Source organism: Altererythrobacter sp. GH1-8, assembly GCF_043702085.1.
In the GTDB taxonomy this organism is placed as follows: Bacteria; Pseudomonadota; Alphaproteobacteria; order Sphingomonadales; family Sphingomonadaceae; genus Erythrobacter.
This window is the reverse complement of record NZ_CP171690.1, coordinates 1,250,755-1,276,854: the sequence shown is the minus strand read 5'-3', so window position 1 is coordinate 1,276,854 and position 26,100 is coordinate 1,250,755. Positions and strand designations below refer to the sequence as shown.

Annotated in this window: 29 protein-coding genes, 1 tRNA gene, 1 other RNA gene and 1 pseudogene; 19 read left to right on the top strand and 13 right to left on the bottom strand. The window is 59.4% G+C overall.

Annotated features, from left to right (window positions below):
• Positions 1 to 90: 90 nt before the first annotated feature.
• From rnpB to ACG9DO_RS06205, 4 genes are all read right to left on the bottom strand, one after another.
• Positions 91 to 521, bottom strand: an RNA gene (rnpB, locus tag ACG9DO_RS06220) — RNase P RNA component class A.
• Between the two features lie 6 nt (positions 522 to 527).
• Positions 528 to 1,232: an N-acetylmuramoyl-L-alanine amidase gene (locus ACG9DO_RS06215; protein WP_394730849.1), complete on the bottom strand. Its 705-nt coding sequence runs from the start codon at positions 1,230 to 1,232 to the stop codon at positions 528 to 530.
• 4 nt (positions 1,233 to 1,236) lie between these two features.
• Positions 1,237 to 1,896, bottom strand: a complete 660-nt coding sequence (locus ACG9DO_RS06210; protein ID WP_394730848.1) for a histidine phosphotransferase family protein — start codon at positions 1,894 to 1,896, stop codon at positions 1,237 to 1,239.
• Between the two features lie 132 nt (positions 1,897 to 2,028).
• Positions 2,029 to 2,427 carry a Mov34/MPN/PAD-1 family protein gene (locus tag ACG9DO_RS06205; protein WP_394730847.1) on the bottom strand — a complete coding sequence of 133 codons (399 nt, stop codon included), beginning with the start codon at positions 2,425 to 2,427 and terminating at the stop codon, positions 2,029 to 2,031.
• Between the two features lie 57 nt (positions 2,428 to 2,484).
• On the opposite strand from ACG9DO_RS06205, the pseudogene ACG9DO_RS06200 reads away from it, so the two are divergent.
• The 9 genes and pseudogenes from ACG9DO_RS06200 to ACG9DO_RS06160 form a co-directional block, all read left to right on the top strand.
• Positions 2,485 to 2,646: pseudogene (locus tag ACG9DO_RS06200) on the top strand (GIY-YIG nuclease family protein); the annotation flags it as partial.
• 96 nt (positions 2,647 to 2,742) lie between these two features.
• Positions 2,743 to 3,732 carry an RluA family pseudouridine synthase gene (locus tag ACG9DO_RS06195; protein ID WP_394731212.1) on the top strand — a complete coding sequence of 330 codons (990 nt, stop codon included), beginning with the start codon at positions 2,743 to 2,745 and terminating at the stop codon, positions 3,730 to 3,732.
• Positions 3,733 to 3,862: 130 nt separating this feature from the next.
• Positions 3,863 to 4,750, top strand: a complete 888-nt coding sequence (gene rpoH, locus ACG9DO_RS06190; protein WP_394730846.1) for an RNA polymerase sigma factor RpoH — start codon at positions 3,863 to 3,865, stop codon at positions 4,748 to 4,750.
• 101 nt (positions 4,751 to 4,851) lie between these two features.
• Positions 4,852 to 5,535 carry a monofunctional biosynthetic peptidoglycan transglycosylase gene (gene mtgA / locus ACG9DO_RS06185; RefSeq protein WP_394730845.1) on the top strand — a complete coding sequence of 228 codons (684 nt, stop codon included), beginning with the start codon at positions 4,852 to 4,854 and terminating at the stop codon, positions 5,533 to 5,535.
• A gap of 5 nt (positions 5,536 to 5,540) precedes the next feature.
• Positions 5,541 to 6,485 carry a cation diffusion facilitator family transporter gene (locus tag ACG9DO_RS06180; RefSeq protein WP_394730844.1) on the top strand — a complete coding sequence of 315 codons (945 nt, stop codon included), beginning with the start codon at positions 5,541 to 5,543 and terminating at the stop codon, positions 6,483 to 6,485.
• A complete protein-coding gene (locus ACG9DO_RS06175; RefSeq protein WP_394730843.1) occupies positions 6,479 to 7,054 on the top strand; it encodes a sigma-70 family RNA polymerase sigma factor in 576 nt (191 codons plus the stop codon). The genes ACG9DO_RS06180 and ACG9DO_RS06175 overlap by 7 nt, the downstream gene beginning before the upstream one ends.
• Positions 7,051 to 7,797, top strand: a complete 747-nt coding sequence (locus ACG9DO_RS06170) for an anti-sigma factor domain-containing protein (RefSeq protein WP_394730842.1) — start codon at positions 7,051 to 7,053, stop codon at positions 7,795 to 7,797. Before ACG9DO_RS06175 ends, ACG9DO_RS06170 begins: the two co-directional genes overlap by 4 nt.
• An 86-nt stretch (positions 7,798 to 7,883) precedes the next feature.
• A complete protein-coding gene (locus ACG9DO_RS06165; protein ID WP_394730841.1) occupies positions 7,884 to 8,453 on the top strand; it encodes a fasciclin domain-containing protein in 570 nt (189 codons plus the stop codon).
• 285 nt (positions 8,454 to 8,738) lie between these two features.
• The gene (locus ACG9DO_RS06160) at positions 8,739 to 9,092 is read left to right on the top strand and encodes an endonuclease domain-containing protein (protein ID WP_394730840.1); all 354 of its coding nucleotides are present in this window, start codon (positions 8,739 to 8,741) and stop codon (positions 9,090 to 9,092) included.
• A gap of 66 nt (positions 9,093 to 9,158) precedes the next feature.
• Here ACG9DO_RS06160 and clpX read toward each other — a convergent pair whose 3' ends face one another.
• From clpX to ACG9DO_RS06145, 3 genes are all read right to left on the bottom strand, one after another.
• A complete protein-coding gene (clpX, locus tag ACG9DO_RS06155) occupies positions 9,159 to 10,433 on the bottom strand; it encodes an ATP-dependent Clp protease ATP-binding subunit ClpX (protein ID WP_394730839.1) in 1,275 nt (424 codons plus the stop codon).
• A gap of 214 nt (positions 10,434 to 10,647) precedes the next feature.
• Positions 10,648 to 11,352, bottom strand: a complete 705-nt coding sequence (locus tag ACG9DO_RS06150; protein WP_394730838.1) for an ATP-dependent Clp protease proteolytic subunit — start codon at positions 11,350 to 11,352, stop codon at positions 10,648 to 10,650.
• Positions 11,353 to 11,531: 179 nt separating this feature from the next.
• Positions 11,532 to 13,193 (bottom strand): methyl-accepting chemotaxis protein, encoded by a 1,662-nt coding sequence (locus ACG9DO_RS06145; protein WP_394730837.1) that lies wholly within the window; start codon positions 13,191 to 13,193, stop codon positions 11,532 to 11,534.
• Positions 13,194 to 13,515: 322 nt separating this feature from the next.
• On the opposite strand from ACG9DO_RS06145, the gene ACG9DO_RS06140 reads away from it, so the two are divergent.
• From ACG9DO_RS06140 to ACG9DO_RS06130, 3 genes are all read left to right on the top strand, one after another.
• Positions 13,516 to 15,051 carry an amidase gene (locus ACG9DO_RS06140; protein WP_394730836.1) on the top strand — a complete coding sequence of 512 codons (1,536 nt, stop codon included), beginning with the start codon at positions 13,516 to 13,518 and terminating at the stop codon, positions 15,049 to 15,051.
• Positions 15,052 to 15,062: 11 nt separating this feature from the next.
• On the top strand, positions 15,063 to 15,644 hold the full coding sequence (locus ACG9DO_RS06135) for a Crp/Fnr family transcriptional regulator (RefSeq protein WP_394730835.1): 582 nt from the start codon (positions 15,063 to 15,065) through the stop codon (positions 15,642 to 15,644).
• 96 nt (positions 15,645 to 15,740) lie between these two features.
• Entirely contained in the window at positions 15,741 to 15,929 is a 189-nt protein-coding gene (locus tag ACG9DO_RS06130) for a DUF2892 domain-containing protein (RefSeq protein WP_394730834.1), read from the top strand.
• A 91-nt stretch (positions 15,930 to 16,020) separates the two neighbouring features.
• Here the strand turns inward: ACG9DO_RS06130 and tig are convergent, their stop codons facing one another.
• Positions 16,021 to 17,559 (bottom strand): trigger factor, encoded by a 1,539-nt coding sequence (gene tig, locus ACG9DO_RS06125; RefSeq protein ID WP_394730833.1) that lies wholly within the window; start codon positions 17,557 to 17,559, stop codon positions 16,021 to 16,023.
• A gap of 57 nt (positions 17,560 to 17,616) precedes the next feature.
• Positions 17,617 to 17,701: transfer RNA gene (locus ACG9DO_RS06120), tRNA-Leu, on the bottom strand.
• 145 nt (positions 17,702 to 17,846) lie between these two features.
• On the opposite strand from ACG9DO_RS06120, the gene ACG9DO_RS06115 reads away from it, so the two are divergent.
• From ACG9DO_RS06115 to ACG9DO_RS06100, 4 genes are all read left to right on the top strand, one after another.
• A complete protein-coding gene (locus tag ACG9DO_RS06115; RefSeq protein ID WP_394730832.1) occupies positions 17,847 to 18,020 on the top strand; it encodes a hypothetical protein in 174 nt (57 codons plus the stop codon).
• A gap of 71 nt (positions 18,021 to 18,091) precedes the next feature.
• A complete protein-coding gene (locus tag ACG9DO_RS06110) occupies positions 18,092 to 18,376 on the top strand; it encodes a DUF3297 family protein (RefSeq protein WP_394730831.1) in 285 nt (94 codons plus the stop codon).
• A gap of 54 nt (positions 18,377 to 18,430) precedes the next feature.
• A complete protein-coding gene (gene der, locus ACG9DO_RS06105; RefSeq protein WP_394730830.1) occupies positions 18,431 to 19,861 on the top strand; it encodes a ribosome biogenesis GTPase Der in 1,431 nt (476 codons plus the stop codon).
• A complete protein-coding gene (locus ACG9DO_RS06100) occupies positions 19,858 to 20,364 on the top strand; it encodes a DUF2721 domain-containing protein (RefSeq protein WP_394730829.1) in 507 nt (168 codons plus the stop codon). Before der ends, ACG9DO_RS06100 begins: the two co-directional genes overlap by 4 nt.
• A gap of 65 nt (positions 20,365 to 20,429) precedes the next feature.
• Here the strand turns inward: ACG9DO_RS06100 and ACG9DO_RS06095 are convergent, their stop codons facing one another.
• The 4 genes from ACG9DO_RS06095 to ACG9DO_RS06080 form a co-directional block, all read right to left on the bottom strand.
• Positions 20,430 to 20,894: a hypothetical protein gene (locus ACG9DO_RS06095; protein ID WP_394730828.1), complete on the bottom strand. Its 465-nt coding sequence runs from the start codon at positions 20,892 to 20,894 to the stop codon at positions 20,430 to 20,432.
• A 225-nt stretch (positions 20,895 to 21,119) separates the two neighbouring features.
• Complete coding sequence (bfr, locus tag ACG9DO_RS06090) at positions 21,120 to 21,608, bottom strand: bacterioferritin (protein ID WP_394730827.1); 489 nt, start codon at positions 21,606 to 21,608, stop codon at positions 21,120 to 21,122.
• A 147-nt stretch (positions 21,609 to 21,755) separates the two neighbouring features.
• Entirely contained in the window at positions 21,756 to 21,953 is a 198-nt protein-coding gene (locus tag ACG9DO_RS06085; RefSeq protein WP_394730826.1) for a bacterioferritin-associated ferredoxin, read from the bottom strand.
• A gap of 102 nt (positions 21,954 to 22,055) precedes the next feature.
• Entirely contained in the window at positions 22,056 to 23,357 is a 1,302-nt protein-coding gene (locus ACG9DO_RS06080; RefSeq protein WP_394730825.1) for a DUF418 domain-containing protein, read from the bottom strand.
• Between the two features lie 140 nt (positions 23,358 to 23,497).
• On the opposite strand from ACG9DO_RS06080, the gene ACG9DO_RS06075 reads away from it, so the two are divergent.
• From ACG9DO_RS06075 to ACG9DO_RS06065, 3 genes are read left to right on the top strand one after another with little or no spacing between them, the layout of a single operon-like run.
• Positions 23,498 to 24,214: an AAA family ATPase gene (locus ACG9DO_RS06075; RefSeq protein ID WP_394730824.1), complete on the top strand. Its 717-nt coding sequence runs from the start codon at positions 23,498 to 23,500 to the stop codon at positions 24,212 to 24,214.
• 15 nt (positions 24,215 to 24,229) lie between these two features.
• Positions 24,230 to 24,688, top strand: a complete 459-nt coding sequence (locus tag ACG9DO_RS06070; protein WP_394730823.1) for a hypothetical protein — start codon at positions 24,230 to 24,232, stop codon at positions 24,686 to 24,688.
• Positions 24,689 to 24,729: 41 nt separating this feature from the next.
• A complete protein-coding gene (locus ACG9DO_RS06065; protein ID WP_394730822.1) occupies positions 24,730 to 26,061 on the top strand; it encodes an SPOR domain-containing protein in 1,332 nt (443 codons plus the stop codon).
• The last annotated feature ends 39 nt before the right edge of the window (positions 26,062 to 26,100 follow it).

Here is a 26,100-nt window from a genome sequence, read left to right as displayed (position 1 = left end):
GATGTAATCCTTGCCCGTTTGCGCAACAAAACACCAGCGCCTTGTAATGCGTTCATCGACCTGAGTATGTTGTCGAGCGAAGCTGGTCGAATTGCCAGGGGGCCTCATAAGCCGGGTTCTGTCTCAGCGAGCGGTATGCGAAGCGCACCAGCCCCGCCAAGGGCAGCCATTCATCTAGGCGGTGCATTGCTGCACGCGCTCAAGCAGCCAACCCGGGTCTCTCGCGGCGACATGCCACTGCCCGTCGAAACGAGCGCGAGACCCCTATTTGGCCTTGCTCCGGGTGGGGTTTGCCATGCGGGCGCTGTTGCCAGAGCCCCGGTGCGCTCTTGCCGCACCCTTTCACCCTTGCCTGTGCCTTTTAGGGGCCATCGGCGGTATACTCTCTGTGGCACTTTCCCTCGGCTTCGCGTGGTCCGAAGACCGCACTCGCCGGGCGGGCGTTACCCGCCACCCTTATGTCGTGGAGCCCGGACTTTCCTCGGTAGAGCAAGCTCTAACGCGGCTGCCCGGCCCCCTGGCGCTTTCTATCTAGCCATTCCGCGATCGCGATCCAAGAGCAATTGAAACAGGATTGCGCCAACATGTTGATCTATAATGCCGTCGATCAGTTCCGGCCGCCAGCGACGCTGGAAGGCTTCGACCGCCTTGTGACCATCGGTAATGTCATAGCCGAACCGTTCAAGCGCCAGGTAAAACGCGCCATCATTGTCAAACGGATCGCCAAGATCGAGCTTGTCCGGCTTGGGTAGGCAAAGGCCGTATTCCGCCAGCCGCTCCCATGGGAACAACTCGCCCGGATCGATCTTGCGTGCTGGCGCGACGTCGGAATGCCCCACGACATTGGCGCGCGGGATGTCATGCTCTTTCACAATCCGTGCAAGCAAAGGCACGAGCGCTTCAAACTGCGCGTCCGAAAACTCGCGATAGCCCAATTCATGGCCCGGATGGTCCAGCTCGATCCCGATGCTGGCTGAATTCACATCCTTGTGCCCGCGCCAATAGGAAGCGCCCGCATGCCAGGCGCGCTTCTCCTCCGGCACGAGCCGGATCACCCGGCCTTCCTCGGTAATCAGGTAATGCGCGGAGACGCCAGCTTCGGGATCGCACAACCGCTCCAGAGCGGTCTCGACCGGCTTCATTTCCGTATAATGAAGCACCACCATGCTGATCGGCAGCGCGCGATCGTTGAAATTGGGCGAGAGCCGTTCTTCATGGACCAGCTCATCCATTTGACTAACCGATCATTCCGGCAGGTTGCGGCAGCACTGCCCCCAGCACCAGCGCATTGTCATCAACCTTGTACTGCAGGCCGCCACCCGTCTGTTCCGCCACCAGCGCAATCATGTGCGCCGCAGCCGTACGCGAGGAAAGCTCGCTCAGCGAAAGCTCGCCCTGAAGTGCCTTGCCGATGGTATCGTCAAAGGCAATCCGGTCGCCGCTTGCCCGCACCACAATCTCAACCTTGCCGTCCCGGACTTCCGCTCCGATGTCGAGCCGCCCGCCTCGGATCAGTGCATCCAGTGCGATATGCGCAAGGTTGAGCAGAACCTTTACCGCCGGTTTTGGCAGGCTCGAGCCTTCGATTGCCCATTTCAGCTCAACCGGCTTGCCATCGCTTGCCAGCGCTTCAACCACGCCTTGAGCTTCCTCAATCGGAACCGCTTCGCCAAAACCGCCTGCAGCCCCGAAGGCGAGGCGGAAGAACTTCAGCTTGTTCGCGCTCGTCCTCGCGCTTTGTTCGAGCAGTTCGATGCAGCGGTCGCGCATGTCCGGGTCGGTTTCGTCGGCGAGCAGTTCCAGCCCGTTGGAAAGCGCGCCCACTGGCGAAAGCAGGTCATGGCACAGCCGTGAGCACAGCAAGCTCGCCAATTCAATTTGCGAAGACGTTGTCATGAAAAAGCTGATCCCAAACCTTGTTGGATACGCATGTTACACAGTCCTAGTGAATTTTTTCCAGCCTGCCCACCGCTAGCATCAAAATGGGTGTGAATGTGCCGGCAAGCTCTTGTCATGGCACGGTATTAGTCAATCCACGATGCGGTAGGAAACGGGCATAAATCCCGCTTTCCTGTCGCACCAGAGGGCCAACTCCTCGTCTGCTATGATGGCCCAGATCCGGCCGTCGCCTGACGCCATGGCGGCATCGGTTACAGACGGCGCAACCTTTCCTGCAGGGTGCGAATGGTAATAACCTGCGACATGAAGGCCTCCTTCACGCGCAGCGCGATGCGCATCAATCAGCGCCTGCGGGTCAATTTCGAAATGGGTGTCAGGATTGGGATGCACGTTTCGGGTAGCAATGGCTTGGTCGATGCGGTTTTCGCTGCCTAGCAAGATACCGCAGCATTCACGAGGGTGCGAGACACGGGCCTCCGTGAGCATGAACCTGAGCGCTTCTCTTTTGATTTCAACCAGCACAACCACCCCTTATCCGTTCGCCCTGAGCTTGTCGAAGGGCCGTCCTTCACTTAGGCGCTGATTATGCCCTTCTGGACTTACATGCTTCATTGTCGTGGTGGCGCATTCTACACCGGCCATACTGATAATTTGCATGTCCGGATCGGTCAGCACCAAATGGGCGACGGCGCTGAATTTACGAAGGATAAGCTACCTGTCGAATTGGTTTGGTCGGAGGAATTTCCGACACTGGTCGAAGCATTGGAAGCCGAACGCAAAATCAAGGGATGGTCGAGAGCCAAGAAACTTGCTCTCATTCATGGTGACTGGGAGGCAATCTCGATGCAGGCCAAAAGCAAGAGCGGCCCTTCGACAGGCTCAGGGCGAACGGGGGAAATCGAAGGATTCATTGTATCTGCAGACCGCTTGGACAAGGCGCTGGCCGAGGCGACCGAGCTGTCGCGCGCGCGCATCCAGGCGCTGATCGCGGAAGGAAAGGTCGCGATCGAAGGAAAAATCGAGACCAGCGCCAAGGCCAAGGTCTCGGCGGGTTCCGCCTTTCGCCTAACTATTCCGCCCGCTGTTGAAGCCGAAGCTCAGCCGCAGGATATCCCGCTCACCATCGCGTATGAAGACGAGCACCTGATCGTGATCGACAAGCCGGCCGGGATGGTCGTGCACCCCGCAGCGGGCAATCCCGATAGGACGCTGGTGAATGCACTACTCTATCATTGCAAAGGTCAACTCTCCGGCATCGGCGGGGTCGCGCGCCCCGGCATCGTCCACCGGATCGACAAGGATACCTCCGGGCTGCTGGTCGTCGCCAAGACCGACAAGGCGCATGAAGGCCTCGCTCGGCAGTTCAAGGATCACTCGATCGAGCGGCGCTACCTCGCGATTTGCAGCGGCCAGCCGACGCCGCCCGAAGGCACGATTGCAACACGAATCGGGCGTTCGGACGCCAATCGCAAGAAAATGGCCGTGCTTGACAAGAATTCCTCGCGCGGCAAGCACGCCGTCACCCATTACAAGGTGCTGGATCGGCTCGAAAACTGCGCTCTGATCGAATGCCGGCTGGAAACCGGCCGCACCCATCAGGTCCGTGTTCACTGCGCATCAATCGGTCATGCTCTATTAGGAGATCCATTATATGGACAAACGCCCGCTCCGCTGCGCAAGCTGTTGAAGGATTTGAACTTTACTCGTCAGGCTCTTCATGCGGCCAAATTGGGTTTCGAGCATCCACTTACGCGGGAATGGATCGAGCTTTCGTCCGAATTACCGAAGGATATGCAGGAACTGATCGACCAAACCGTGCGTTTTAATCGATGAAAGTCACTGCACATTCAGCAGCGATGTTCTATATGTAACCCTGTGGCCTGAACCAACGGATGCCCATCAGGGGTCCATTATCACAGGTCGACGCAAGAAAGGTTAGGGATAAGTGAGCAATAACAAAAGTTTGACAGTCCCAGCCCTCGGCGGTGAGCAGAGCCTCAACCGCTATCTGGCTGAGATCAAGAAGTATCCGGTGCTGACGGCTGAGCAGGAATATATGCTCGCCAAGCGTTATCAGGAGCATGAAGACCCCGAAGCAGCGACGCAGCTGGTGACAAGCCACCTGCGCCTCGTGGCGAAGATCGCCATGGGCTATCGCGGCTACGGCCTGCCTGTGTCCGACCTCATTTCCGAAGGAAATGTGGGCCTGATGCAGGGCGTCAAGAAGTTTGAGCCCGATCGCGGCTTCCGCCTCGCGACTTACGCGATGTGGTGGATCAAGGCGTCGATGCAGGAGTTCATCCTGCGGAGCTGGAGCCTCGTGAAAATGGGCACCACTGCGGCTCAGAAAAAGCTGTTTTTCAACCTCCGCCGGATGAAGAAACAGCTTGAGGCGTATGAAGACACCGACCTCTCTCCGGAAGATGTGACGAAGATCGCAACCGATCTCGGCGTGCCCGAGCAGGAAGTGATCAACATGAACCGCCGGATGATGATGGGCGGTGACGGTTCACTCAACACGCCGATGCGAAATGGCGAAGACGGTTCTGGTGAATGGCAGGACTGGCTGACGGATGATGGCCCGCTGCAGGATGAGATGGTCGCCGAGGCTGAAGAGGCCGTCCTGCGCCATGCTATGCTCGTCGAAGCGATGGAAAGCCTGAACGACCGCGAGAAGCACATTCTGACCGAGCGCCGTTTGACGGAAAAGCCGCAGACACTGGAAGAGCTGTCGCAGGTTTACGACGTCAGCCGCGAGCGTATTCGCCAGATCGAAGTGCGCGCGTTCGAAAAGCTCCAGAAGGCGATGCAGCGCATCGCGGGCGAAAGGCTGCTGCCTGGCGCTGCTTAAGCAGTCGCTGAAAAGGCACCAAACGCAAGAAGACCTCCCTGCCCCATGGCCGGGAGGTTTTCTTTTGCACGGCATACAACTCCAGAGTATTCGCTCATCCCATGATCCGCACGCTCTTTCGCTGGACCGCCAAGGCGATACTCTGGTTCGTCGGTCTCAGCCTGTTCCTCGTCCTGCTGTTCAAATGGGTGCCGGTGCCCATTACCGCAACCATGGTTCTGGACGGTGAGGTCTACGAACATGGCCTCTCCAAGGATTGGGAGCCGCTCTCCAACATCGACCGCGACATGGTGCGCGCCGTGATCGCTGCGGAGGATAGCAAGTTCTGTTCGCATAACGGTTTCGATGCAGAAGCGATTGCCAAAGCCGCGGCGAATAACGCCAAGGGCGGGCGCATTCGCGGCGGCTCCACCATCACCCAGCAAACCGCGAAGAACGTCTTCCTGTGGCAAGGCGGCGGGTATTTCCGCAAGGGGCTGGAAGCTTATTACGCCTTCCTGATCGAGAAGATCTGGGGCAAGCGGCGGATCATGGAAGTCTATCTGAATGTCGCGGAGACCGGCATTGCGACCTATGGTGCAGAGGCAGGGGCGCAGCGTTATTTCGGCCATCCTGCGGCGCGGCTTACCTCGGCCGAGGCTGCGCGCATGGCCGCTGCCCTGCCCCTGCCCAAGAAGCGCGAAGTGAGGAACCCGGGCGGCTGGCTTGCACGCCACGGCCGCACGATCGAGCGGCGGGTAGGTGTAGTCGCACGTGACGCGCTGGATGCGTGCGTCTATGAGTAGCTGCAATGGGGTCGCATCACTCTCATAACCATTCACATAGCCACCCGCATAGCCACTTGCAGGGGGGTGACCACGCGCATTCCCATGCGCCGGTAGACTTCGGCACCGCCTTTGCCATAGGCATCATCCTCAACACCGCTTTCGTGATTGTCGAGGCGACCTACGGCTATCTCTCCGGCTCGATGGCGCTGATTGCGGATGCCGGGCACAATCTGTCGGACGTGCTGGCGCTGTTGCTCGCCTGGGCGGCGAGCGTGGCGGCGAAGAAGCCCGCCAACGCGCGCTTCACCTACGGCTACAAGAGCTCGACGATCCTCGCAGCGCTTGCCAATGCGATGCTTCTCGCCGTGGCGATCGGCGCGATCGCATTCGAGACAGTCCACCGCATGATCGATCCGGTCGAGCCGCAAGGCATGACGATGATCATCGTCGCAGGCATCGGTATCCTTATCAATGCCGGGACCGCCCTTCTGTTCATGCGTGGGCGGCATAGCGACCTGAACATCAGAGGCGCGTTCCTGCACATGACGGCTGACGCGCTGGTCAGCCTCGGCGTGGTGATTGCCGGGGTTGCTATTCTCTTTTCCGGTATGGCGTGGATTGATCCTCTGGCAAGCCTGATGATCCTCGCAGTGATCGGATGGGGAACCTGGGGGCTCGCTCGCGATTCCTTACGTATGGGACTGCTTGGTGTACCTGATCATATCGACGAAGCGGCGGTGGCGGAGCACTTGGCCAAGTGCCCCGGCGTCGCGGCTGTGCATGACCTCCATATCTGGCCGATGTCGACCACGGAAACCGCGCTCACCGCGCATCTGGTAATGCCAGGCGGCCACCCCGGCGATGATGCCTTAAAGAGACTTTCTCAAGAACTTTCAGAGGTTTTCGGCATCCAGCACACCACGTTGCAGGTGGAACTGATGCGTGATGCATGCGATGCTGCATGCTGATGGCTGATTCTGCCCACATTGCACGCGAACAGCTCAAAGCTGCCATGGCCCGGCTGGCTGAGGGCGACCGCGAAGCTCTGGAGGAAGTGTACCTCGCCACGCGGGTGAAACTTTTCGGAATTTGCCTACGTATCTTGGGCGATAGAAAGGAAGCCGAGGACGCCTTGCAGGACGTCTATATCAATCTGTGGCAGCGCGCCGACCGCTACGATCCCAGCCGGGCAAGCCCGATCAGCTGGCTGGCGACGTTCGCCCGCAACCGGGCGATTGACCGCTTGCGCGTCGGCAAGGTGCGCGGCGGCGCAGTGGCTGAGGAGGAAGCTTTCGACCTTAGCGACGATGCGCCCCTGGCCGATGAATTGCTGATCGATGCAGAGCGCAGCGCGCGGGTTCACACCTGCCTAGAGACGCTGTCGGGCAATCAGCGCGAAAATATTCGCGCGGCCTTCTTCGATGGCTTTACCTATGCCGAATTGGCTGAGCGGGCAGATGTACCGCTCGGCACAATGAAGAGCTGGATCCGGCGCGGCATGGCGCGCCTCAAGAACTGTCTGGAGGCTGCCGCATGAGCGAGGACCTGCTTCCTGACCTCACCGGCGATGATCTGACAGCAGCCGAATTTGCGCTTGGCCTGCTGGAAGGCGAGGACTTGTTGCTGGCCAAAGGTCGGCTGGCGCGCGAGCCGGACTTTGCGGCACTGGTCGCGCATTGGGAAGAAAGCCTCGCCCCGATGCTGGACGACGTCGCAAGCGCGGAGCCTTCGCCTGCGCTCTGGGCTCAGATCGAAGCGGCTCTGGATGCGCAAAAGGCCAGCGGCAGTTCAGCGGAAGTAATTATGCTGGAAAGCCGGTTGAAGCGCTGGAAATGGGCGACCGGCTTTTCCGCCGCTGCGGCAGCGGTCGCCCTTGCGTTCCTCGCCTTGCCGCAGGGACAATCGCCCGGGCCGCAAGCGCCGCCCACGCAAATCGCAGAGGCGCCGCTTTTCGCCAACGTTCCCATTGAAGGCACGCAGCTGAGCCTCGACCTCACTTACCTGCCGGAAAAACGCGATCTGCTGGTCGCAGCGGTCGGCCTCACCCATGACGGCGTACACGATCACGAATTGTGGCTGGTGAAGCCCGATGGCGGCGTGGAATCCTTGGGCGTCGTCACACCGGGGGAAGTGCGTGCGCACAGCGTGCCCGCGGATTACAGCCCGATGATGGCCGATGGTGCACAGCTGCTGCTGACGCGAGAGCCGCTGGGCGGCAAGCCTGAGGGCGTTGACGCAGGCCCGGTGGTCGCAAGCGGCGCTCTCGCGCGCGTTTCATAATTTTTTTGCGCGGCTGCATCCGTTGCCGCAACGCATTCGTATCTCCTTTCGCAAGCAGGACGGGGCTTGCTCCGATCAAGGAGTATATGATGACGAATTCAAAGACTTTGAAAGCCGCCGCCCTTGCTGCCGTTGCAGCGATGGGCACTTTTGCTATTTCTGCTGGAGCGCCCGTTCTGGCGCACGACCACAAGTCAGCTGAAGCGGCTGCACCCAACATCGTGACCGCTGCGCAAGGCACAGGCGTACACAACACGCTCGTTGCTGCTGTTCAGGCAGCTGGCCTTGTCGACACGCTCGCAAGCCCGGGTCCGTTTACTGTGTTCGCGCCGACCGACGCAGCCTTCGCGAAGCTTCCCGAAGGCACGGTCGAAACGCTTGTCCAACCAGAAAACAAGGACACGCTGACAAAAATCCTCACCTATCATGTCGTGGCTGGAAAGGTGAAAGCTGCTGACGTGATTGCGCTGATCGAGGCAGGTGGCGGTACTGCCACAATCGATACCGTGGCTGGTGAAAAGCTGACGGCGCAGATCGTTGATGGCGCAGTTGTGATCACCGACGCCGCCGGCGGCAAGAGCACAGTTGTGCAGACCGATGTCGACGTCTCCAATGGCGTGATCCACGTGACCGACGGCGTGTTCCTTCCCGCCTGAGCAACAAGACTCCCCCCGCGCTGTAAGGCCCGAGACTGGACACGGCCTGACAGCGTCCTCCGACCCCGCTCAGCCATTACCCCCGGCTGGGCGGGGTTTTTTGGCGGGTGGTCAACGGATCGTAACTTCCAGCTTACTGCTTGATCACCAAGACTACCCCTCCGTCAGCCCTACGGGCTGCCACCTCCCCATCGCTCCGCGACAGGGAAGAAGCATAACATCCCTCCCCGTTCGTTCACGAATGGGGAAGCGGAGCGCAGATCACCGTCGGAAGGGTCAATCTACGTGCGCAAGTCTGATCATAATTATACTGCAGCTCGCAAACTACGGAAATCCCTGTCGCTCCCCGAAGGCCTGCTTTGGCGCGAACTCAAATCCAAGAAGGCCGGATTTAAGTTCAGACGTCAACACCCGGTCGGCGCATATGTGCTGGATTTCTATTGCGCCGCAGCAAAACTGGGCATCGAAGTCGATGGGGAAGTCCACAATATGGGCGATCAACCCTCACATGACACGAGGCGGGATGTCTGGCTCAAAGCGCAAGGGATCGATGTGCTAAGGATCGCAGCGAGCGAGGTGCTGCGCGATCCGAACGAATGCGCCGAAGCTATTGCCGACTACTGCAAAAGAAGGACGTGACCCCTCCGTCAGCCCTGCGGGCTGCCACCTCCCCATCGCTCCGCGACGGGGAGGAACAAGCTAGCCTTAAGCCGCTTCGTCCTTCTTGGCCTTGCCGTCATCGTTGGAGACGACGCGGACAGGATCCTTGCGGCCCTTCACCACTTCATCATCGATCACGATCTCAGACACATTATCCATGTCGGGCAGGTCGAACATCGTATCCAGCAAAATGCCTTCGACGATCGAGCGCAGTCCGCGCGCGCCAGTCTTGCGCAAGATCGCGCGTTCGGCGATTTCCCTCAGTGCATCGTCAGTGAAGGTCAGTTCGACATCTTCGAGCTCGAACAGCTTGCGATACTGTTTGACGAGAGCGTTCTTCGGCTCTTGCAGGATCGTCACCAGCGCATCGACATCAAGGTCGTGCAGCGTCGCAATCACGGGCAGGCGGCCGACAAATTCGGGGATCAGGCCGAACTTGAGCAAGTCTTCCGGCTCGCTCTTTTCGAGCAGTTCGCCCACGCGGCGTTTGTCCGGGTCGGCGACATGCGCGCCGAAGCCGATCGAACGCTTCTGCAAGCGGTCGCCGATGATCTTGTCGAGGCCGGCAAAAGCACCGCCACAGATGAACAGAATGTTGGTCGTGTCGACCTGCAGGAACTCCTGCTGCGGATGCTTGCGGCCACCCTGCGGCGGAACCGAAGCGGTGGTGCCTTCCATCAGTTTGAGCAGAGCCTGCTGCACGCCCTCGCCCGAGACGTCACGCGTAATCGATGGGTTTTCTGCCTTGCGCGTAATCTTGTCGATCTCGTCAATATAGACGATGCCGTGCTGCGCTTTCTCGACATTGTAGTCGGACGCCTGGAGCAGCTTCAGGATGATGTTCTCGACATCCTCGCCCACGTAACCCGCTTCGGTCAGCGTGGTCGCATCGGCCATGGTGAAGGGCACATCGAAAGTGCGCGCAAGCGTCTGGGCGAGCAGCGTCTTGCCTGATCCGGTCGGACCAACAAGCAGGATGTTGGACTTCGCCAGTTCAACATCGTTGCCCTTGCCCGAATGCTTCAAGCGCTTGTAATGGTTATGCACCGCGACCGCGAGAACGCGCTTGGCGCGATCCTGGCCAATCACATAGTCGTTGAGCGTGGTGAAGATTTCCATCGGCGTGGGCACTTCGCCTTCCTTGCGGCCGCCGATACCCGCCTTGGCTTCTTCCCGGATGATGTCATTGCACAGTTCCACGCATTCATCGCAGATGAACACGGTTGGCCCTGCAATCAGCTTGCGCACTTCATGCTGCGACTTCCCGCAGAAGCTGCAGTAAAGAGTGCTCTTGCTATCCGATCCGCTCAGTTCGGTCATAAATTTCTGCTTCCCGGCCCCTTGGAACAAACCCTCGGGGAATCGCCCGAGTTTAGACGGGCAAGGTTATGAATCAATATATAGAGCCACGTTTTCTGCCCTAGTGCTAGTGAAAGCACCAGCAGTTTGGCGGAAAACAGGCGATAATGTCTCGTAAAAGGTCGATTTCGAACGCAAAGTTACCTGCGTCCGTGCCGCCAAACGGGCTTCGAGTTCACTCTGGCGCGCCACCAGACCCACTATCGTCGCCGTCGGCTTCGCTTTCAGGACGCGTTTCGAAGACTTTGTCGACAAGACCGAATTTCATTGCTTCCTCCGCTTCGAGGAAGGTGTCGCGATCCATCGCCTTCTCGATATCCTTGAGGCTCTGGCCGGTATACTTGACGTAGAGATCATTCATCCGCTTCTTGATGCGCAGGATCTCGCGCGCCTGAATTTCAATGTCAGACGCCATGCCGCGCGCGCCGCCGGAAGGCTGGTGGATCATGATCCGCGCGTTGGGCAGCGCGATGCGCATGCCCGGCTCACCCGCGGCCAGCAGGAAGCTGCCCATCGATGCCGCCTGTCCCAAGCACACCGTCGAAACCCGCGGCTTGATGTATTGCATCGTGTCGTGGATCGCCATACCGGCAGTCACAACGCCGCCCGGCGAGTTGATGTACATGGAAATCGGCTTCGACGGGTTTTCGCTTTCAAGGAACAGCAGCTGCGCGGTGATGAGCGAAGCCATCCCGTCTTCGACCTGCCCCGTCACGAACACGATGCGTTCGCGCAGAAGCCGCGAGAAGATGTCGAAGCTGCGCTCGCCCCGGCTGGTCTGCTCAACCACAACCGGCACCAGTGCGCCGGTCAGCGGATCGCGAGTGAACTGGCCCTGTGTGCCATAGGTTTCGCCGGAATTACCGAGCACGTCGATCATGCGAGTCTGTCCTTGTCTGAAGTGTTGCAGCACTATGTCGCGATGCACGCCGCGATGTTCAAGAGCATTAACTCCTGAAACCCACTCCTAATGCCGATTGGCTGCGGACAATTGGTGGACGTGTTTGGTGAGCGCGAGGTAAAGTCTGCCGCAATCACACCGCAATCTCGGCGCATCGATCAGGCTGCCCTGACACGCGACAGGAATTCCGCAACATGCTCTCGCAGCCGCTTGGACTGCGCATTCAGGCGCTCGGAACTGTCTCGCAACTGGCTGGCGGTCGCAAGAGACGCGGTCATTACCGCGCTGACATCGCTGAAGCTTTCGGACACGTGTCCCGTGTTCTGCGCGGCGAGGTCGATCGCGCGGGCGAGATCCTGCCCGGCATTGGCCTGCTGATCGACAGCGCTGGCAATCGCACCAGCCGAGGTTTCCAGTTCAATCACTTCCATTGCGATCGTCGACAAGGCGGACGCGCTCTGTCCGGTTGCGTTCTGCATCGATGAGATCAAGGCTTCGACTCGCGCCGTTTCCTGCCGGGTCTGAGAGGCAAGCTCCTTCACTTCGCTGGCAACGACCGCAAACCCGCGCCCCGATTCCGCGCTGCGCGCCGCTTCAATAGACGCATTGAGTGCGAGCAGGTTTGTGCGTTGCGCAATAGATGCGATCACTTCGACAATCTGGCTGATCTTGTCCGCCGAGCTGGTCAGCTCACCGATCGTCTGGTCGGCGCTGGTGGCAGCTAGCGCTGCCTTGCGGGCCCGCTCGGAACTCACCGTTGCCTGTGAACTTACCTCGCCGATCGAAAGCGCGAACTCATCGGTGGCCGCAGCTGCGCTGGTCATACCACTGGAGGCCTCAGCCAGGCGCTGGCTTGCCATTCTGACCCTGTCAGAGGATCGATCGACGTTCTGGGCAAGACTGCTCGCCGCATCGCTCACGTCATGGGAAGCGGCGGCCACCTGCCGGGCGACATCGCCGACAGTCTCTTCGAATTTTCTCGCCAGTTCCTCCATCACTTCCTTCTGATGGCGATGCTGTTTTTCCTGCTGTTCCTTCAGCGCCTTTTCTCGCTCCAATTCACGCTCAGCCTGGAACACGGCTTCGTGCTGCACTTCGCGCAGGACCTTGAGCGATTGTGCGAGCTTGCCGATTTCATCCCTGCGCCACCAATGCGGAATTTCGGTTTGTGTATCTCCTCGCGCGATCCGCTCACTCGCTTCGCTGATGGCGACGATGGGTCTGGCAATGCGGCGCGTAACCGCCTTGTTGCCGACAATCGCAAGGATCATGGCGATCACGCCCATGGTGAGGAGAATGATGATCAAACGGCGAACCTCGCTCTGGCCTTGCTCCGACAAAGCCGCCAGCACCAGATTGGCCTCGCTGCGAAGGTCCACGATCCGTTCGAATTGCATCTCCAGGCCGGCGAGAACCGCCGCGCGCTGTCCATCATCAAGCTGCTTTTGATCGAGTGCTTTTTCGGCGTCCTCAAGGCCAACAGCGACTTCATTCAGGCTGCTGAGAATGCCTGTGAACGCCTTGTCATCCGAATCTGAATAGATCGCCGCTAAACCAAGCAGAGTTGAAAGCTTGTTGTTGGCTTCCTTGATGGCTTCGCGCGCATTCCCGGCGGAAGCGCCTTGATCGGCCGCCGAGGAGCTCTGATCAAGGCTATGACGCGCTTTCATCACTTCAATCTTGACGTCTGAAGACATGACGAAGATTTGCGTAAACGCAGCAAAGGATCCGACCTTTTGGTCGACTCGCATGACCCCGGAAATCCCCGCGCTGACCAGCAAAAGGATGGATGCTGTGCCGAGGAACCACATGCGGGTCATTTGCCGCGCGATCGTTCCTGACCAGAGCCACTTCATGAGAGCCCCGGGGCGCTTTCGATCTGCTGAGAGATCGGCGGGCAGTTCAAGTGAAAGTTCATTGGCTGTTGTCACTCTGACCTCGTGCGATTTGCTTCGACAGACAGCGTGCCTGATCCATGAGACAGACAAAGGATAACTGCCGGTGGCAGGCCCAAACGCCAGAGGCCCGCATAAGGCGTTATGACTGACGGAGCATGAGCGCCAGCATAGGGGAAAACCGATTGTCAGTGCGCAAGCGCAGTTTTGCTTGCGCCGCCATGATCATGTGGCAGGGTATGAAGTCATGAGATCAATCGCTGCTGTTTTCGCTTTGTGTGTGCTTGCTGTTCCGGCTGCTGCGCAGGACCTGCAAGAGGTACAATTACCGCCAAGCCACTCGCCGATTCCAGCAGATCAATGGACGCCGGAAGGAGAAGCAAAAGCCTATCTTGACCGCATTCGTGCGCTTGATGATGAGGGGCCTGCAATCAGCGCAGTTATCGCGGTGAATGAGAATGTCTGGAAGGATGCCTTCGACACTTCGCATGGCGAAGGGTTCCTGAGTGGCCTGACAGTCCTCGTCAAAGACAATATCGAGACGGCAGAGTGGCCGACCACGGCGGGCTCGCTGGCGCTCAAAGACAATGCTACAGGCCGCGATGCGCCGTTGATTGCGAGTATTCGCAAAAACGGCGGAGTGATCCTCGGCAAGACGAACCTTAGCGAATGGGCCAATATCCGCAGCAACAATTCGACCAGCGGTTGGAGCGCGGTCGGTGGACTTACGCGCAATCCGCATGCGACCGACCGCAACGCCTGCGGTTCCTCCTCTGGCAGCGGCGCGGCGATCGCAGCGGGCTTTGCCTGGGCGGCCATCGGGACAGAGACCAATGGCTCGATCACATGTCCGGCCAGCGTCAACGGGATTGTCGGGTTCAAACCAACTGTCGGCTTGGTTAGCAGAACCCACGTGGTCCCGATCAGCGCGACGCAGGATACCGCCGGACCGATGACGCGCACGGTCTACGATGCGGCGCTCTTGCTCAGCGCCATGGCGGGCAGCGATCCGTTGGATAGTACGACAAGCGATGCCGACCGATACAAGACCGATTTCACGGCTGGCCTTGCCGATTACTCACTCAAGGGCGTTCGCATTGGCGTGATGACCAATCAGATCGGCTCGCATCCGGGCGTCAGAGCGGCTTTCGAGCAGGCTCGCGCCGATTTTGAAGCAGCGGGCGCGGAGTTGGTCGAAATCGAATATGACTGGCCTGAAGGGTTCTGGGGCCGCTCGCTTACGGTACTTCTGTATGAATTGCAGCGAGACATGAACGCCTATCTCGCGGCGCTTCCCGGTGAAGACATGCCCGATACGCTGGCGGACATCGTCGCGTTCAACACGGCCAATGCAGAAGCGGAATTGCGCTGGTTCAATCAGGACCTGTTTGAGCGCGCGCTCGTGACCACCGACGAGGCGGCTTACCGCGAAGCGCTCGAGACGAACCTCAAAGCGACGCGCGAAGACGGCATCGACCGGCTGCGCAACGAATATAACGTCAACTTCCTGATCGCGCCAACGATGGGCCCGGCCTGGGCCACCGACCTCGTCAATGGCGACAATTTCAACAGCGATTCAGGGGCCGGATCGCTCCCCGCAATTGCAGGCTATCCGCATCTGACGGTACCGATGGGAGCGGTCGAAGGCCTGCCGGTTGGTCTCAGCATCTTTGCCGGGAAATGGCAGGACCACGCGGTGCTGAAGGCGGGCGCAGCATATGAAAAGGCGCGAACAGCCGCGCTGCCAGTGCCTTCTTTCAAACCCTGGCAACCGAGTGAATAGGTGACGCCGCGATGAGCAGCATGCCAATCCCAAAGGGCTCCGTGCTGTTCCGCCCTGAGGATGAGTGCCGCGGCTTTGTTGTCGTTCGCAAAGGCACGATCAAAGTCTTGCTGACAGCGGAAAATGGTCGAGAAATCGTTCTCTACCGGGTGCGACCAGGTGAAATCTGCCTGCAGACCTTCGGATGCCTTGTGCAAGGTTCCAGGTATTCAGCGGAAGGTGTCGCCGAAACCGATCTGGAAATCGAGATCATTCCAGCCGAACAGTTCCAGGCCACGATTGAAGGCGACCGCGCTTTCAGAGACGCTCTGTTCTCTGCGGTGGCGATGCGCTTTTCCGATCTCGAGAGACTGGTTGAGGACGTTGCACTGTCCAGCGTCGCAGAGCGGCTTGCGCGGGCCTTGTTGCGTCTGGCCAGCGCCACAGACGAGGTTTCGGTTACCCATGAAGCGCTTGCGACTGAAATCGGCTCAGCGCGGGCCGTGGTCAGCCGCCAGATCGGCGATTTCCAGCGCGGCGGCATGATCGAAGCTATGCGCGGCAAGATCACGCTGCTCGATCGAACCAAGCTTGAGCGTCTCGCCCATCTATGATTGCAAAATAATTCAGTTAGACGGTGACTAAGTCACCGACTTCGTCCGCTCTGCGCGCGAGAATGCCTACGGTCGCTTGGCAAAGGAGGAAACGCCATGACTCGCAATGAAGGAACAGTAGACCGGGTACTCAGGGTTATCGTGGGGCTCGTACTGATCGCCCTCGCGCTCACCGGCACATTTTCCCCCTGGGGCTGGGTCGGTGTTGTACCGCTGGTAACGGGATTGGTCGGAATGTGCCCGATCTATTCGCTGCTTGGGGTCAGTACCTGCAAGGTAAGCTGACAGCACTGCCGCTGAATGCAAAACGCCGGCCCGAGTTGAGTCGAGCCGGCGTTTTTACCTTATCGCAAAGACCCTGAGTTCAGGGCGCGAATTACTTTTTGGCCGGAGCCTTCTTGGCCGGAGGTTTCTTCGCTGCAGGCTTCTTGGCCGGAGCTTTCTTCGCAGCTGGCTTTTCGTCTGCCTTCTTTGCTGGCTCGTTCTTCGCAGGAGCCTTCTTGGCTGCAGGCTTCTTTTCAGCGGCTTTCTTGGCCGGAGCCTTCTTCTTCGCAGGCGCCTTCTTGGTCTTCTCTGCTGCTGCGCTTTCTTCTGCTTCGATCGCTGCTTCCAGCTCTTCCTGCGTCACTTCGCGTTCTGTGACCTCAGCCTTGTCGAACAGGAAGTCCACGACCTTGTCTTCATAAAGAGGGGCACGCAGCTGGGCGGCGGCCATCGGCTCTTGCTGCACGTACTGGATGAAGCGTTCGCGATCTTCAGCGCGGTACTGCTGTGCCGCCTGCTGGATCAGCATGCTCATTTCCTGAGACGTGACTTCAACGCCGTTCGCCTGGCCGATTTCCGACAGCAGCAGGCCGAGACGCACGCGGCGCTCTGCAATCTTGCGGTAATCGTCCTTTTCGGCTTCGATTTCCTTCTGCGCTGCTTCAGGATCGTCTTCGCGCGCGGCTTCCTGCTGAAGCTGGGCCCAGATCTGCTCGAATTCCGCGTCGACCATGTTGCCCGGGACTTCGAAATCGTGACCTGCAGCGAGCGTATCAAGCAGCTGACGCTTCATCTGGGTCCGGGTAAGGCCCGCAGTCTGCTGCTCGAGCTGGCCCTTCATCAGCTCTTTCAGCTTGGCGAGGCTGTCGAGGCCGAGCGACTTGGCAAAATCCTCGTCGATTTTCGTTTCGGTCTCGACCTTGACCTGCTTCACCGTGATGGCGAACTGCGCTTCCTTGCCCTTCAGGTTTTCAGCCGGATAATCTTCCGGGAAGGTGACTGTAATGGTCTTCTCATCGCCGGTCTTCACCCCGGTGAGCTGTTCTTCAAAGCCGGGGATGAACTGGCCTGAACCCAGCACCAGCGGTGCGTCTTCAGCCTTGCCGCCTTCAAATTCCACCCCGTCAACGCTGCCAACGAAGTCGATGATGATCTGGTCACCATCGGCCGCCTTCTTGGTCTTTGGCGCGTCCTTGTAGCTTTTCTGGTTGCCAGCGAGATCCTTGAGCGCTTCGTCGACCTGTTCGTCTTTCACCGGAACGACGAGGCGCTCAAGCTTGAGGCCATCGGTTGACGGTGCTTCGACCTTGGGAAGTACTTCCAGCTCGACCGTCAGCTCGGCGTCCTTGCCTTCTTCATAGCCTTCGACAAGGTCGATCTTCGGCTGCATCGCCGGGCGCAGCTCTTTCTCTTTCATGAGTTCATTGACCGATTCGCGCAGCGTATCGTTCAGAACCTGCGCGTGAATCTGCTCGCCATGCATCTTCTTGACGAGATTCGCAGGCACCTTGCCCGGACGGAAACCCGGCATACGCACTTGCGGCGCGACCTTCTTGATCTCCGCTTCGACCTTGTCTGCAATTTCACCTGCAGTGATGGTCAACTGATATGCGCGCTTGAGACCTTCACTGGTCTTTTCTGTGATCTTCATGAGATTAAACCGAAGCCTTTTCAAACATTTACCTGCCGGGTCATGGGCCAGCGGAGGTGGTGCGGGCGAAGGGACTCGAACCCCCACATCTTGCGATACTGGTACCTAAAACCAGCGCGTCTACCAATTCCGCCACGCCCGCATCCCGAACGAAGCCGCGCGGGAAACCCGTGGGGCCCCGCGCGCGTTGCTGTGCGCCTCTAAAGGGGTCAAAGGAAAAGGGCAAGCGCAGCGATGGATCAAGCGCGCTGAAAGGTGTATTTTGATAATCGGAACAGGAGGAAACAATGGCAACTGACCCAGACACGCCGGATATCGAACCAGGCTCGCCGCCGGAGCGTCCAGCAGAGACTCCTCCAGCGGAAACGCCAGAGCAAAATCCGCCTGAGATCGATCCCCCAACCCCCGATTTCGACGAGCCCGGCCAACACCCGCCCGAAACGCCGCCCCTTCCTGATTGATCTCTGGCCTGATTGATCTCTGGCCCGATTGATGTTGCGAAGACGTGCGGTCCACAGTAACGGCGCGAGCCATGAGCGACGACAAAACACAAGACACTCCACCCGATCACCTTAGCGTCAATCCGCGCAGCGAGTATTTCGACGCAGAGAAACTGCAGCGCGGCGTTGGCATCCGGTTCAAGGACCGCGTGCGAACTGACATCGAGGAATATTGCATTTCCGAGGGCTGGGTGCGCGTTCAGGCGGGCAAGACCGTTGATCGCAAGGGCCAGCCCTTGACGATCAAGCTGAACGGCCCGGTCGAAGCCTGGTACGAAGACCTTGGCGACAACCCGCCGGTCGCAAAGAAAGACTAACGCGGCCGCAGTGCTTGCCATTCCGGCTCGCAAGGGCCAACTGGCAAACGCACTATGAAACCGCTCGAAAAACCTCAGGTCATTATTATCGGCCGCCCCAATGTGGGCAAGTCGACGCTGTTCAACCGGCTCGTCGGCAAGAAGCTCGCGCTGGTCGATGACCAGCCGGGGGTGACGCGCGACCGCCGCATGGGCGATGCAGAGCTTGCTGGCATGAGCTTTACCATCGTCGATACCGCAGGCTGGGAAGACGAAGACGAGCTCACTTTGCCCGGTCGGATGCGCAAGCAGACCGAAGCCAGCCTAGAAGGGGCAGATGCTGCCCTGTTCGTGATCGACGCACGCGCTGGCCTGACCCCGCTCGATGAAGAAATCGCGCGTTATCTGCGCGAACACGACGTGCCAATTGTGCTGGTCGCCAACAAGGCGGAAGGCTCTGCCGGTGAAAGTGGCGTGCTGGAATCCTATTCGCTCGGGCTGGGCGAGCCGGTCCCGCTGTCAGCGGAACATGGCGAAGGCGTGGCAGACCTGTTTCAGGCATTGTGGCCGATTATCGGCGCGAAGTCCGAAGCGGCAGAAACGGCAGCTGAATTTGCCGCGACTGAAGGCGAGGAGGCGCCGCTTGGTCCGCTCAAGCTCGCGATCGTCGGGCGGCCCAATGCAGGCAAGTCGACACTCATCAACCGGCTGCTGGGTGAAGACCGCCTGCTGACCGGGCCGGAAGCCGGAATTACCCGCGATTCCATCGCCATCGACTGGCAATGGGAAGACCCCAAGTCCGGGGAGATGCGCGACATCCGTCTGATCGACACCGCCGGGATGCGCAAGAAGCGCAATGTCGTGGAGAAGCTTGAGAAGCTTTCGGTCGCCGATGCGCGGCGCGCGGTAGATTTTGCCGAAGTGGTGGTCTTGCTGCTCGATGCGACGCAAGGACTTGAGCATCAGGACCTTAAGATCGCCAGCATGGTGCTCGAAGAAGGGCGCGCGCTGATGATTGCGATCAACAAATGGGACATCGCCGAGGACCCCTCTGCTCTGTTCAACGGCGTGCGAGCGGCGCTCGACGATGGGCTAGCGCAGGTACGCGGCCTGCCGCTGTTCGCGGTCTCCGCCAAGACTGGGAAGGGCCTCGACACGCTGCTCGGCGCGGCTTTCGAAATTCGCGAAAGCTGGTCGAAGCGCGTGCCGACCGCAGCGCTCAACCGCTGGTTCGACGATGCACTCGCCGCCAACCCGCCGCCTGCCCCCGGAGGCCGCCGGATCAAGCTGCGCTACATTACGCAGGCTGGCACCCGCCCGCCCCGCTTCGTGGTGTTCGGGACGAGGCTGGAATCGCTTCCGAAAAGCTACGAGCGCTATCTCGTAAACGGCATTCGCGCGAAGCTCGGCTTCGATGCGGTGCCGGTGCGCGTGGTCCTCAAGAGCCCCAAGAACCCGTACAACGCCAACAAGGGCGGCGGCGGCAATTACAGCGGGGAAAGATGACACTGCTTGATCTGCTTGCCAGCGCGCCGAACCTGGCGACTGATCTGCTCGAGCGCACCTCCAGCACCTTGAGAGTGCAGGAAATGGTCCGCCTGAGCCTCGCGCCGGCCTTTCTCCTTGCGGCAATCGGTGCGGTCATGAACGTGATGATGAGCCGGCTGATCTGGGTAGCCGAGCGGATCGAGCGGCTCGAAATGCGGATGGAAGAGGATCGCAGTCCGCGCGAGATAACGGAGCTTCAGCGGCTGTGCAGGCGGCGCCGGTTGGCGCAGCGCGCGGTCATGTTTTCGACTGCAGCCGCGCTCACGATCTGCGTCGTGGTTGCGCTGCTGTTTATCAGCGCATTCATCACGCCGAAGATCGGCTCTTTGATCGCGCTGGCATGGATTGCGACCATGGGATTCCTGATCACCGGCCTTGTTCACTTCGCGATGGAAACAATCGTCGCAGCGAGCGGCCAAAGGATCTTTTTTGGCAAGAACGCCAACAAAGAGGACGACTGACAAGCGCCGAAAGGAAAAAGGCGGAGCATCGCTGCCCCGCCTTCTGTTCATATCTGAGCGAAAGATCAGTCGGTCTTCACGTCAATCCTGCGCAGCAGATAGACGCCCTTGATTTCACGGATCTTGTTGTAGAGCTCCAGCACTGTCTTGTTGTTGGAGTCCATCCGTTCCTCTCCCCAACGCGCCATGAATTCATCATAACGTTCCTTGCTCGGAGCGGTGTGCGCGGTGCTGGGATAGGTAATGGTGAGGATCAGGTTGACCTCGTTAGTACCATAGGGAACGCCCCAGATCGCATATCCCTTGATATGGCCGAGTTCCTTCGCAACCTCATTGGCCGCAACCCAGGTGCTCTTCAAACCTTCGAGATAGGTCTCGAACTGTCCGCTATCGACTTTCACGGTGGTCATTTCCACCACCTCGTCCGACGGCGTGTAGTCTTCATAGACCTGCATCTGCGCAGCGGCAGGTGTGGCAAAAGCCAGTGCGGTTGTGCCGCAAGCGATGGCAACGGATTTGAGCAGTTTCATAGGTACCCCCATTTGGTGTGAGTAAAACACGACCCGAGGGGAGACCGCGCGACTGTATTTCGCCCGTAACTGACGGAATCCTTTAGTCTCCCAAGCGCATTGCTGCGCTGGAGAAGGTTGTTAGTCAAACAGTCAGAGGCAGGCTTGTAGGGATTCGACACGAAGGGCCTGTTTCAGCCCGCTGGCGGCGCGATTCCCCCGTCCTGCCACGCACAGGTGCGGCGATCAGCCCTCACCATCTCCGGCGGGAGAGCTTTGGAGCTGGACATAGTTTGCGAGCCCCATGCGCTCGATCATGTCGAATTGCGTTTCGAGGAAGTCGACATGCTCTTCTTCGCTTTCCAGGATGCGGGCGAAGATTTCGCGGCTGACATAGTCTCGAACCTTCTCGCAATGTTCGATCGCATCCTTGAGCAGCGGAATCGCTTCGTGCTCGACCGCAAGATCTGCCTTGAGGATCTCCTCGACGCTTTCGCCAACCTTGAGCTTGTGGATGGCCTGGAAGTTCGGCAGGCCGCCAAGGAACAGGACACGCTCGGCCAACACGTCAGCATGTTTCATCTCGTCGATGGATTCGTGCCGTTCGTACTCCGCGAGCTTGGTGACCCCCCAGTCCGCCAGGACGCGGTAGTGCAGCCAGTACTGGTTGATCGCGGTCAGCTCGTTGGTGAGCGCCTTGTTCAGGAATTCGATGACAGTTGCGTCGCCCTTCATGGCGGCCTTCCCCTTGCGATAATGAGACAAACAGCGGTGATGATATGCTGCTGTATGCCGCCAAGCGGTCACATCCGCAAGAGCACGCGAGAAAAAATCTGTTGTTTTTCAGTTATTTGAGAACCATTCGCAGTAGCGAAATCCTGCTTAGATTGCGAATTCTTTGCAACAAACGCTTGCGCCACTACGCTCTTCCGAGACGATTGCGTCCGCTTCACATAGGCACGTCCCGCAATTGGGGCGCTTGCCCAAGGCCGCATAGACCGCCTCGGCATCGCCACTGGCCTGCCGCGCCGCGCGGCGAAGGTCCGTCTCCTTAATGGCATTGCAAATGCAGATGTACATCCGATCATGAACTCCTGCGATTGATTCGCAATAGTCACATTATGCGAATTATTCTCAATAGCAAGGGGATTTATTGCACTGTGATGCTGGCCGAGCCATCGCTCAACGCTTGAACGCAAGCACTTTGCCATAAGTCAGGCAGCGCCAAAGCCATTCGAGCGGACCGTACCGAAAGCGTTCAAGCCAGGGCTTTGACCAGAGCAGCATGATTGCCCATGTGCAAACCATAACCAGATAAAGCTCGGGGCGATTGAGCTTGCCGAATAGTCCCAAGGCCCAACCGTGGAACACGAACAACATCAAAACGGATGTCCCGAGGTAATTGGTGAAGGCCGTCCGGCCTGCGGCAATAATTCTCTGGCCGAGCCAGCCGCTGGCACTTCGCGCGCAGAGCGTGAGCAATGCAGCGAGCCCAATCACCATCGCCAGCCTTGGCAGTGCAGAAAGCCCCATGAATGCCGCCAGCGTACCGTAATAGGTGAAGCCGCCCCCCTGCACCCACAGGCCAATCGCCAGATGCGCCAGGCCGCCTGCCACCACTCCCGTCCAGCCCCAGAAGCGCATTCTGCGGCTGTCAAATTCTCCGCTGAACATGCCCATCCGGAACAGCGCTACGCCCATCAGCATCAATGGCAGCATTTCGAGCCCGAACAATGTCAGGTTGCTGAGCGGTTCGGTAAGATGGTCGTTGAAGCGATGCGCAATCACTCCGGCAAAGTCGCCCGACTGGACAAGCTCCGCCTCGATCCGGTCATCGGCGAGAGCGACTGATTTGCCCTCGGCCAGACCCTCGCGCATAGCCGAAAAGGCCTCCTGCTCGCCGAATTTGGTGTCAGCAACCAACGGCAGAGGTGCCATCATCACGGCATAAAGGATACTGCCGCCAATATAGCTGAAGAACCCGACTCTCCATTGGGTCGAGGCGGACCAGCGCAAGGTGAGCAGGACAATCCCTCCGATAACCGCATAATAGAACAGGATATCCCCGCGCCAGATCACGAAGTAATGGAGCAAGCCAAACAGGCCCAGCCAGAACAATCGCCGCGCTTGCAGCCAACGCGTCTGTCCCTGCGCCCAGGCGCGCTCCATGAACAGATATAGACCGGCGCCAAACAGCAGCGTGAACAGCCCGCGCATCTTGCCATCGACCAGCACGAATTGAGCGATCCACAGCCATCCGTTCGGATCGCCGGTGGGGACGAGAAACCCGTCGGGATACATGTAAGCACCGAAAGGCTGGCCGAAGGCCACGATATTCGCGGCGAGAATGCCCATGACGGCAAGGCCGCGAATGAAATCGAGCGAAGCGATGCGGCTTGCGCGCACGACCGGAGCGCTCAAGCTTGCGTCCTCCTGCACAACTTCGCGTTCGTTTTCAGCCGTTTCCACCAAGGCAAACCCCATTCTCAGTGAATGTCCCGTGCGGCCAATATGGCGTGATTGCTGGCCCGCGTTAACCTAAAATTAGCGGTATCCTGCGATCCCGGAGCTCGAACCCGTCATTCGGCGGACTGAATATAGGGCAATCCAGGGGGACCCAACCGTTGCGTGTACTCGCTTTGGCATCGCAGAAAGGTGGCTCAGGCAAGACCACCCTTTCCGGTCATCTTGCCGTCCAGGCTCAGCGCGCTGGTGCTGGCCCGGTCGTCCTGATCGACATCGACCCACAAGGCTCGCTCGCCGATTGGTGGAACGAGCGCGAAGCGGAATATCCCGCCTTCGCTCAGACCACAGTGGCGCGTCTGGCCAATGACTTGCAGGTCCTGCGTCAGCAGGGCTTCAAGCTCGCTGTGATCGATACACCTCCCGCGATCACCATGGCGATCCAGTCCGTGATCTCCGTCGCTGAATTGATCGTCGTTCCGACCCGCCCCAGCCCGCACGATCTGCGCGCTGTTGGTGCCACAGTCGACCTGTGCGAGCGCGCTGGCAAGCCGCTCGTATTTGTCGTGAACGCTGCAACACCGAAAGCCAAGATCACGTCGGAAGCCGCAGTTGCGCTTTCGCAGCACGGCACGGTTGCTCCGATCACTCTGCACCACCGCACCGATTTTGCCGCATCGATGATCGATGGCCGCACGGTCATGGAAGTCGATCCGGAAAGCCGCAGCGCTGCCGAGGTTACAGCCCTGTGGAAGTACATTTACGACCGTCTGGAAAAGAATTTCCGCCGCACGGTTTTTGCGGCTCCGAATTCGCAATCGCAATTGCCTGGCGCTAACCGTCCGGGTGGTGGCTTCGGTCGCCGCGTCGCTCAGTAAAGGGAGCGCGCAGCCATGAATGAAGCCAGCTTCGCCTCATTAAGCCCAACGCTGCTGGCCCGCAAAGGCGGCGCCAAGCCCGCCATGCGCCCGCAGCTCGCTCCCATCCCTGATGCGTCACCCATGCACCTCGAAGACCTGGGCTGGAATGATATGGGTGACGACACCGCTCCCGTCGAAAGCGAGAGCGCGGAAGTCGTCCACCTCAAGCCAGCGTCGGGCAAGGTTGCGATCACGCAAGACAACTCGCCCGGTCCGATCACGAAGCCGGTTCGCAAGCGCCAGTCCGCCCTCAAGCAGGGCAAACGCGCCGCGTTCACGCTCCGCCTTGATCAGGAACGCCATCTCAAGCTGCGCCTTGCAGCAACGATTCAATCTACCAGCGCCCAGGAACTTGTAACCCAGGCTTTGGACAGCCTGCTCGCAGAGATCAAAGGCCTCGAAATTCTTGCCGCTCAGATGAAGAAAAACTGAGCGCGCACTCGCTCGCTGAATGTGAAGGAAGGGGAAGAGACATGACCCGCACCGCAAAATCCACCATCATCGCGCCCAAGGTCGCACTGGCCGTAACCACCGCGCTCGCAAGCGTTGTGCTGGCAGGCTGCACCACTGGCGGCGCAGCTCCGCGCGCTGAAACATCTTTCAGCAAAGCGCAGACTGCACTCGCCAAGGGGGAGGCCGATCAGGCCGTTGTCCATGCCGAAGCCGCGGTCCAGGCTGAACCGCGCAACGCCAGCTATCGCGCAATGCTCGGCGCAGCCTATCTTGAGAGCGGCCGGTTCCAGGCCGCAGCGACCAGCTTTGGCGATGCGATGGATCTCGGTGATCGCGATCCACGCACTGTGCTCAGTTATGCACTCGCCGAGACCGCCTTGGGCAATTCCAAGGGCGCCGCTAGCGTTCTGCTGGAACGCCAGGATGACATTGATCCTGCTGACCTTGGCCTCGCGCTTGCGCTGGCTGGCGAAGCCGACCGCGGCGTGAGCATCCTTAGCGATGCCCTGCGCGCGGGTCAGGATTCGGCCAAGCTGCGCCAGAACCTTGCCTATTCCTATGCGTTGCAAGGCAATTGGCGTGCGGCGCGCGTCATGGCGGCTCAGGACGTTCCCGCCGACCAGCTCGATGACCGTATCAGCCAGTGGGCACGCATGGGCAAACCGGAAGATTATCAAACCCGCGTTGCGACGCTGCTGAATGTCACGCCGACTTACGATGCCGGCCAGCCGACCTATCTTGCGCTTTCGAACCACCCGGCGCATGCCGAAATGGTAGCAGAAGCCGCTGCTGAATTGCCGGCACAAGATGCCGCGCCGCAGCCGGTCAGCTTTGCAGAAAGCCGGATGGACGCGCAGCCTGCGGCTGTTGCAGCGCCTGCCGCCCAGCCTGCTCGCATTGCATCGGCTCCGGCCAAGATCCGCTATGTTTCCAATCCGGTCATTCAGCAGATCAATTCCGACTATCAGGAACGCCGCGCGAGTGCGAAGCCGCGTTCCAGCAACCGTCTGGTAGCAAGCTCCTCGCAGCGCCGCATGGCTTCAAACGCTGACAATGCAACCGATACGCATCTGGTCCAGCTCGGCAGTTTCTCGAGCCGCAAGAGCGCTGAAAATGCGTGGAGCATCTATCAGAAGCGCTATCCGAACCTTTCGGGTCACGACATGGTCATCACCGAAGCCAAGGTGCACGGCAAGACCTATTTCCGCGTGGCCGCTGCCGGTTTCGGCAAGAACGGCGCGCAGGCCATGTGCGGCAAGGTCAAGGCTTCAGGCGAAGGCTGCTTTGCCTATGCCAGCAGCACAAGCCTTCCGGGCGCAACCGACAAGGTTATCCGCGTCGCAGCACGTTAACATCTGAACTCAAAGAGCTTTCAGCGAGACTGCCCCCGG

Coding starts and splice junctions, on each gene's coding strand:
- ACG9DO_RS06215 (WP_394730849.1), bottom strand. CDS start 1,232: ATGGATGAGCTGGTCCATGAAGAACGGCTCTCGCCCAATTTCAACGAT.
- ACG9DO_RS06210 (WP_394730848.1), bottom strand. CDS start 1,896: ATGACAACGTCTTCGCAAATTGAATTGGCGAGCTTGCTGTGCTCACGG.
- ACG9DO_RS06195 (WP_394731212.1), top strand. CDS start 2,743: ATGCAGGCCAAAAGCAAGAGCGGCCCTTCGACAGGCTCAGGGCGAACG.
- mtgA (WP_394730845.1), top strand. CDS start 4,852: ATGATCCGCACGCTCTTTCGCTGGACCGCCAAGGCGATACTCTGGTTC.
- ACG9DO_RS06180 (WP_394730844.1), top strand. CDS start 5,541: ATGGGGTCGCATCACTCTCATAACCATTCACATAGCCACCCGCATAGC.
- ACG9DO_RS06175 (WP_394730843.1), top strand. CDS start 6,479: ATGCTGATGGCTGATTCTGCCCACATTGCACGCGAACAGCTCAAAGCT.
- ACG9DO_RS06170 (WP_394730842.1), top strand. CDS start 7,051: ATGAGCGAGGACCTGCTTCCTGACCTCACCGGCGATGATCTGACAGCA.
- ACG9DO_RS06165 (WP_394730841.1), top strand. CDS start 7,884: ATGATGACGAATTCAAAGACTTTGAAAGCCGCCGCCCTTGCTGCCGTT.
- clpX (WP_394730839.1), bottom strand. CDS start 10,433: ATGACCGAACTGAGCGGATCGGATAGCAAGAGCACTCTTTACTGCAGC.
- ACG9DO_RS06150 (WP_394730838.1), bottom strand. CDS start 11,352: ATGATCGACGTGCTCGGTAATTCCGGCGAAACCTATGGCACACAGGGC.
- ACG9DO_RS06145 (WP_394730837.1), bottom strand. CDS start 13,193: ATGACCCGCATGTGGTTCCTCGGCACAGCATCCATCCTTTTGCTGGTC.
- ACG9DO_RS06140 (WP_394730836.1), top strand. CDS start 13,516: ATGAGATCAATCGCTGCTGTTTTCGCTTTGTGTGTGCTTGCTGTTCCG.
- ACG9DO_RS06135 (WP_394730835.1), top strand. CDS start 15,063: ATGAGCAGCATGCCAATCCCAAAGGGCTCCGTGCTGTTCCGCCCTGAG.
- ACG9DO_RS06130 (WP_394730834.1), top strand. CDS start 15,741: ATGACTCGCAATGAAGGAACAGTAGACCGGGTACTCAGGGTTATCGTG.
- tig (WP_394730833.1), bottom strand. CDS start 17,559: ATGAAGATCACAGAAAAGACCAGTGAAGGTCTCAAGCGCGCATATCAG.
- ACG9DO_RS06115 (WP_394730832.1), top strand. CDS start 17,847: ATGGCAACTGACCCAGACACGCCGGATATCGAACCAGGCTCGCCGCCG.
- ACG9DO_RS06110 (WP_394730831.1), top strand. CDS start 18,092: ATGAGCGACGACAAAACACAAGACACTCCACCCGATCACCTTAGCGTC.
- der (WP_394730830.1), top strand. CDS start 18,431: ATGAAACCGCTCGAAAAACCTCAGGTCATTATTATCGGCCGCCCCAAT.
- ACG9DO_RS06100 (WP_394730829.1), top strand. CDS start 19,858: ATGACACTGCTTGATCTGCTTGCCAGCGCGCCGAACCTGGCGACTGAT.
- ACG9DO_RS06095 (WP_394730828.1), bottom strand. CDS start 20,894: ATGAAACTGCTCAAATCCGTTGCCATCGCTTGCGGCACAACCGCACTG.
- bfr (WP_394730827.1), bottom strand. CDS start 21,608: ATGAAGGGCGACGCAACTGTCATCGAATTCCTGAACAAGGCGCTCACC.
- ACG9DO_RS06085 (WP_394730826.1), bottom strand. CDS start 21,953: ATGTACATCTGCATTTGCAATGCCATTAAGGAGACGGACCTTCGCCGC.
- ACG9DO_RS06080 (WP_394730825.1), bottom strand. CDS start 23,357: ATGGGGTTTGCCTTGGTGGAAACGGCTGAAAACGAACGCGAAGTTGTG.
- ACG9DO_RS06070 (WP_394730823.1), top strand. CDS start 24,230: ATGAATGAAGCCAGCTTCGCCTCATTAAGCCCAACGCTGCTGGCCCGC.
- ACG9DO_RS06065 (WP_394730822.1), top strand. CDS start 24,730: ATGACCCGCACCGCAAAATCCACCATCATCGCGCCCAAGGTCGCACTG.